Here is a 6000-nt window from a genome sequence, read left to right as displayed (position 1 = left end):
GGCCGGTTCCGGCCGCACCGCCCGGTGGTCCGGGGCTCAGCGGCCGTGAGGGCCGTGGCCGTGGACGCCCGCACCGGCTCCGGGCTTGCCGGCGGGCACGGCGAGCGCGGTCAGCAGCAGCAGCGCGGCGAGGATCCCGGCGGTCAGCTGGAAGGCGTGGGCGTAGCCGTCGATGAGGCCGGCGGAGGTGGCCAGGTTGCCGGCGACGGCGGTGAGGGCGGCGACGCCGAGAGCGGCCCCGATCTCGTGGCCGGTCATCATCAGCCCGGACGCCAGCCCGGACTTCTCGTCCGGGACGTCGCTCATCGCGGCGACGGCGATGGCCACGAACATCGGGCCGACGCCGACGCCGACGAGCAGGAAGCCGGGCAGCACGTCGGCGGCGTAGGAGGTGCCGCCGGCACCGGCGGCCAGCAGCAGCACGCCGGCGGCCATGACCACCAGCCCACCGAGGATGAGGGTGCGGGCCCCGAGGTGGCCGATCACCTTCGACGCGGCGGCGGCGGCCAGGGTGATCGCGGCGGCCAGCGGGAGGAACTGCAACCCCGCGACGAGCGGTGAGGAGCCGACGATCTCCTGCAGGTACAGCGAGGTCAGGAAGATCGCGCCGACCACGACGCCGGTCACGCCGGCCATCACCGCCGAGGCCGACACCAGCGACCGCATCCGCCAGGTGGACGGCGGCACCAGCGGGTCGGCGGCGCGGCGCTCCAGCCGGGCGAAGGTGGCCAGCAGCACGGCTGCGGCGGCCAGCGCGAGCCAGGTGCGCGGCGCGGTCGGTCCGGCCGAGCGGATGGCCTCGATGCCGAACACCAGCGCCAGCAGCCCGGTGACCAGGGTGATCGCGCCGGGCACGTCGAGGCGGCGCAGCGCCCGCGCCTGGGAGCCGCCGCGGGCCACGGCGCGCAGGGTGCCGGCGATGACGGCGACGCCGATCGGGACGTTGATGAAGAACACCGCCCGCCAGCCGAGCCCGCTGGTGAGCGCGCCGCCGAAGAGCACGCCGGCGGCGATGCCGAGGCTGCCGACGGTGCCCCACACCGCGAGCGCGGTCTGCCGCTGCTTGCCGGCGTAGGCGGTCATGATGATCGACAGCGCGGCCGGGGTGAGCAGCGCGGCGCCAGCTCCCTGCGCCGCGCGGGCCAGGATGAGCGTGAGCGGGGTCTGCGCCAGGCCACTGACCAGCGAGGCGGCGGTGAACAGGCCGACGCCGGTCAGGAACGCGCCCCGGCGGTTGAGCAGGTCGGCGATCCGCCCGCCGAGCAGCAGCAGGCCACCCGACAGCAGCACGTAGGCGCTGATCGTCCACTGGTAATCCCCGGCCGACAGGTGCAGCGCTGAGCTGATCGACGGCAGGGCGACGTTCACCACCGACACGTCCAGGATGACCATGAACTGGGCGGCGATCATCAGCGCGAACACCGTCCACGGCCGGCGCAGCTCGTCCGCGGCCGGCGACGGGTGGGACGGGTGCCCGTGGGCGTGGGGCGCAGCGTGGCCGGGAGCGTGCTGGTGACCGTGGGCGGGGGCCGCTGGTTCGGCGGCGGGGTGGGCCGACATGGCTCCTCCTCGATGTAGGAACTGCGGGACTGGCTCATACGCTCGCCACCGCCGAGATGACTCACGCCGGGAAATCCGCCAGGTTCGCGATCACGGGCCCTGACCGCTGCGGTCGGTACTGTTCCGCTGGTGCTGGCCGGACGGGATGCGGAACGCGCGGCGATCGCCGCTCTGCTCGACGCCGCGCGCACCGGGACCGGCGGATCGTTGGTCGTCCGTGGCGTGGCCGGGTCCGGCAAGTCGACGCTGCTGGCCGACGCTGTCAGCGCCGCCTCCGGCATGCGGGTGCTGCGCACCTCCGGGGTGGAGTCGGAGTCGCCGCTGGCCTTCGCCGCGCTGCAGCGGCTCCTGTGGCCGCTGCGCACCCGCATCGACGCGCTGCCCGCGCCGCAGGCCGCGGCGCTGCGCGCCGCACTGGGAGAGACCGAGGGCGAGGGCGATCGGTTTCTGGCGTTCCTCGGGACGTTGAGCCTGCTCGCCGACGCCGCCGAAGAGGTCCCGGTGCTGGCCGTCGTCGATGACGCGCACTGGCTCGATGACGCCTCGGCCGCGGCGCTGCTGTTCGTCGCCCGCCGGCTGCAGGCCGAGCGGGTCGCGCTGCTGTTCGCCGCCCGCGACGGCGAACCCTACGGCTTCGACGTTCCCGACCTGCCCACCGCCGTCCTCGGCGGCGTGACCGGGGCCGACGCCCACGCACTGCTGGCGGCGCGGGCCGGCGGGACGGTCGATCCGGCGGTGCGCGACCGGCTGGTGGCCGCGACCGGCGGGAACCCGCTGGCGCTCGGTGAGCTCGCCGCCGCCCTGACCGGCGACCAGCTGGCCGGGCGGGCGCCGCTGCCCGCAGCGCTGCCGCTGACCGGCGGCGTCGAGCGGGGCTTCCTCGACCGGTTCCGGCGCCTGGACGACTCGGCGCAGCGATTCCTGCTGATCGCCGCCGCCGATGACACCGGGCGGCTGACCGTGGTGCGGGATGCCGCCGAACGACTCGACGCCGGTGACGACGCACTCGACGCCGTGGAACGGTCCGGGTTGCTGCGTGTCGACGGCGACGGCCTCGCCCTCTACCACCCACTGGTGCGCTCGGCGGTGTACCGGGCGGCCACCAGCGCCCAGCGCCGCGCCGCGCACCGGGCGCTGGCCGACGTTCTCGGCGCCGACCCCGACCGGCGCGCCTGGCACCTGGCAGCCGCGGCCGACCGGCCCGACGACACGGTGGTCGCCGCCCTCGACGGCGTGGCCGACCGGGCCGCCGGGCGCGGCGGGCACGAAGCGGCGGCCGCGGCGTGGGCGCGCGCCGCCGAGCTCACCGCGGATTCGGCCGCGCGCGCCCGCCGGCTCGCCGCCGCCGCCCACTCGGCCTGGCTGGCCGCTCAGCCCGAGCGGGCTCGCTCGCTGGCCGATGCCGCACGTCCCCTCACCACCGATCCGCTGCTGCGCGCCGACCTGGACCGGCTGCGCGCCCGGGTGGACTGGAACGTCGGATCGCCGCTGGTCGGGCACCGGATCCTGCTGCAGGCAGCCGGCGAGGTCGCCCCCTTCGACGTCGACCGCGCCCGCGCGATGACCATGCTCGCTGCCGCGGTCGTGTCCTTCGTCGACGGAGGCGCCGAGGACATGACGGCTCAGGTGGCCACCCTCGGGGACCCGGCCACGGCGACCGACGAGCGCGGCCGCTGCTATGCCCGGCTGCTGTCAGGCCACGTGCACCTCCGCCACGGGCGGTTCGCCGAGGCCGCGACGGAGTTCCGCGCCGCTTTCACCGGCTGTGATCCGAGCGACGACACCGATCTCCGCTCCAACCTCGGCATCGCCGCGGCCCATCTCGGCCAGTGGGACGTCGTGCTGTCCGAGCACGCGAGGCTGCTCGCAGACGCACGGGAACGCGGTGCTCTCGTGCTGATCGTCTACGCCCTCACCCGGCGAGCCTGGGGTGAGATCGCGACCGGGGACTGGACGGCCACCGCCGCCGGTGCCGCCGAGGCCCTCGACCTGGCCAGCAGCAGCGGCCAGCGGGCGCTCACGCGATTGCCGCGCGCCTGGTTGGCGCTGCTGGCCGCGTTCCGTGACGACGCGCACGAGCTCGCCGGGCACCTGGCCGCCCTGGACGGCTCACCTGGCGCCGGAGTGACCGCGCCGATCGTCGACGACCTGGTCCGCTGGGCCCGCGGGGTCAGCGCCGACTCGCCCGCCGCGGCCCTGCACCACCTGCAGCAGGTGACCACTCGCAGCACCCAGCACATGGCCGCGCTCGACCGGCTCGAGGCCGCCGTCCGCACCGACCGCCCCGACCTGGCCCGCTCCTGGGCTGACGGCCTCGAGCACTTCGGGAGCGCCACGGACGCCGGCTGGGCGCTGGCCGCCGCTGCCTACGGCCGGGCACTGGTGGCCGATGGAGCAGACGCTCAGGTCGAGTTCGAGCGGGCGGTCCAGTACGCCGACGCGGGCACTCACCGGTTCGACCGGGCACGCATCCACCTCGGCTTCGGCGAGTACCTGCGCCGCGCCCGCCGCCGAGTCGACGCCCGCGCGCACCTGCGCGACGCCCTGGAGGTGTTCGAAGACCTCGGCGCCACCCGCTGGGCGGCCCGCGCGACGACCGAACTGCGAGCATCCGGGGAGACCGCCCGCCGCCGCGACGTCACCACCGCCACCGACCTGACAGCGCAGGAACGCCAGGTCGCCGCCCTGGTCCGGCAGGGGCTGTCGAACCGGGACGCCGCCGCGCGGCTGTTCGTCAGCCCCCGCACGATCGACTTCCACCTGCGGAACGTGTTCAGCAAGCTCGGCGTGGCCTCCCGCGCTGAGCTCACCGCCCTTCCCCTGGACTAGGCGCCGCCCACCGGCCCGTCGGAGACGGTGTCCGGTTGTGATCTGGCGGTTCTCCCGGCGTGAGGCCGCCGGCCCGCTCCTAGCGTCCGAGCCAGGCCCAGCCCGGACCAAGGAGGGCGCTGGCCGGCCGCGCTCGGCGCCGTCGCCGCCGTCAACAGCTTCGTGCTCATCGCACGTCTCCCCGAACACGCGCAGGTCCGGGTCAGCGCCTGGTGCGTGCTGCTCGCCGCAGTCATCTACCTCACCTGGGGTACCGCCCGCGGCGACCTGACGGACCGGCGGCTGCTGACCGCGCAGGCCACCGCCGTGCTCGCCTTCGGCGCGATCGCGATGGCGGCGGTCACCGTCGACGTCGCCACCGCCCGGTACGTGCTCGCCGCCGGCTGGATCGCGCACGCGGCCTGGGACGTCGTCCACCACCGCATGGGCCGGGCGGTGCCGCGCTGGTACGCCGAGACCTGCCTGGTCGCCGACCTCATCCTCGCCGCCGCGCTGCTCACCGTCGGCCTCGTCTGATCGTCCGCGCCTGCCGTCGCACCGCACTGGTCATCCCGCGTCCCGCCCTCGCCCTTCAGGAGATCCCCATGCCCACGCCCGCCGGTACCGGCGTTCCGGCCGCGGTGGCCCTCGTCGAGCACGGCCGCGCCCTGCTGACGAGGGCCCCGCTGCCGAGGACCACTTCCGGCGGGCGTTGAGCGCGCATGCCGACTCGCCGCGCCTGCCTGACAGGCGGCGGGTCGATGCCCGCGAGCACCTGCGCGCCGCGCTGGCCAGCTTCGACGAGCTCGGCGCTGTCTCCTACGCGGAACGTGCCGCCGCTGAGCTACGCGCCTCCGGGGAGGCCGCCCGCCGCCGCGACGTCACCACCGCCACCGACCTGAGCCCGCAGGAACGCCAGGTCACCGCTCTGGTCCGGCAGGGGCTGCCGACCCGGGACGTCGCCGCCCAGATGTTCGTCAGTCCCCGCACCGTCGACTTCCACCTGCGCAACATCTTCGCCAAGCCCGGCGTTGCGTCCCGCGCCGAGCTCACCGCCCTGCCGCTCGACGCGTGGGCGCGATCCTCAAGGGACTATGCCTCCGCCGTCGGCGCCCTGTTGGCAGGCCTTCGGGAGACCGCGGGTGCCATCGACCGTCCCGGTCTGCGCTGGGCGACGAGTGCGCCGCAGACGGTGGACGGAGCTGCTGCCCAGGCGTTGCCGGCTCGCTGACCGGGCCTCAGTGGGCCCACGGCGCGGGCCGTGACGGCGCCCAGCAGCGCATCGTCATCGCCTGCGTCTCCTGGCTCAGGGGCAGAGCCGGACCTCTGCTTGACCCGCGGCACGGCGCGGTGTCCTTAGCGTCGCTCGGGCAGCACCCGGAGGCGACGAAAGCCGGGGCCACCGCTGTCCGCGGCGGCCCCGGCTTTCCACCAACTGTGGTCCTAGCGTTCGCCAGCATCCCGGCGTGGAGGCGACGGGGATCGAACTCGCGCCCCTGTCCGGGGGACCCCAGGGAACCGCGATCACGACCTCCCGCCCGCGAGCGAAGCCTCTCCGCTGGCGCCCGCGGCCGCCCACGGACCCAGCTGAGAGCCGAGGGTGCGGACTCACCGCTCGAGGGTTTCGAGTGC

At 75.5% G+C, this 6000-nt stretch carries 3 protein-coding genes and 1 pseudogene; 3 read left to right on the top strand and 1 reads right to left on the bottom strand.

Going from position 1 to position 6000, the window contains the following annotated elements; translation table 11 throughout:
• Positions 1 to 36: 36 nt before the first annotated feature.
• Positions 37 to 1560: an MFS transporter gene (locus ACI78S_RS23265; protein ID WP_456977351.1), complete on the bottom strand. Its 1524-nt coding sequence runs from the start codon at positions 1558 to 1560 to the stop codon at positions 37 to 39.
• Between the two features lie 129 nt (positions 1561 to 1689).
• On the opposite strand from ACI78S_RS23265, the gene ACI78S_RS23260 reads away from it, so the two are divergent.
• From ACI78S_RS23260 to ACI78S_RS23250, 3 genes and pseudogenes are all read left to right on the top strand, one after another.
• Positions 1690 to 4389, top strand: a complete 2700-nt coding sequence (locus ACI78S_RS23260; protein WP_456977350.1) for an AAA family ATPase — start codon at positions 1690 to 1692, stop codon at positions 4387 to 4389.
• Positions 4390 to 4539: 150 nt separating this feature from the next.
• Positions 4540 to 4905: pseudogene (locus ACI78S_RS23255) on the top strand (DUF6010 family protein); the annotation flags it as partial.
• A 175-nt stretch (positions 4906 to 5080) separates the two neighbouring features.
• Positions 5081 to 5599, top strand: coding sequence for a helix-turn-helix transcriptional regulator (locus ACI78S_RS23250; RefSeq protein ID WP_456977349.1), 519 nt, complete (start codon positions 5081 to 5083; stop codon positions 5597 to 5599).
• The last annotated feature ends 401 nt before the right edge of the window (positions 5600 to 6000 follow it).

It is taken from the genome of Geodermatophilus sp. SYSU D00815 (assembly GCF_054050035.1).
The sequence above is the reverse complement of the archived record's forward strand: the minus strand, read 5'-3'. Positions and strand labels throughout refer to the sequence as shown.

What these genes read in the sequence shown, in the direction of transcription:
- ACI78S_RS23265 (WP_456977351.1), bottom strand. Translation starts at nt 1,560, where the DNA reads ATGTCGGCCCACCCCGCCGCCGAACCAGCGGCCCCCGCCCACGGTCAC.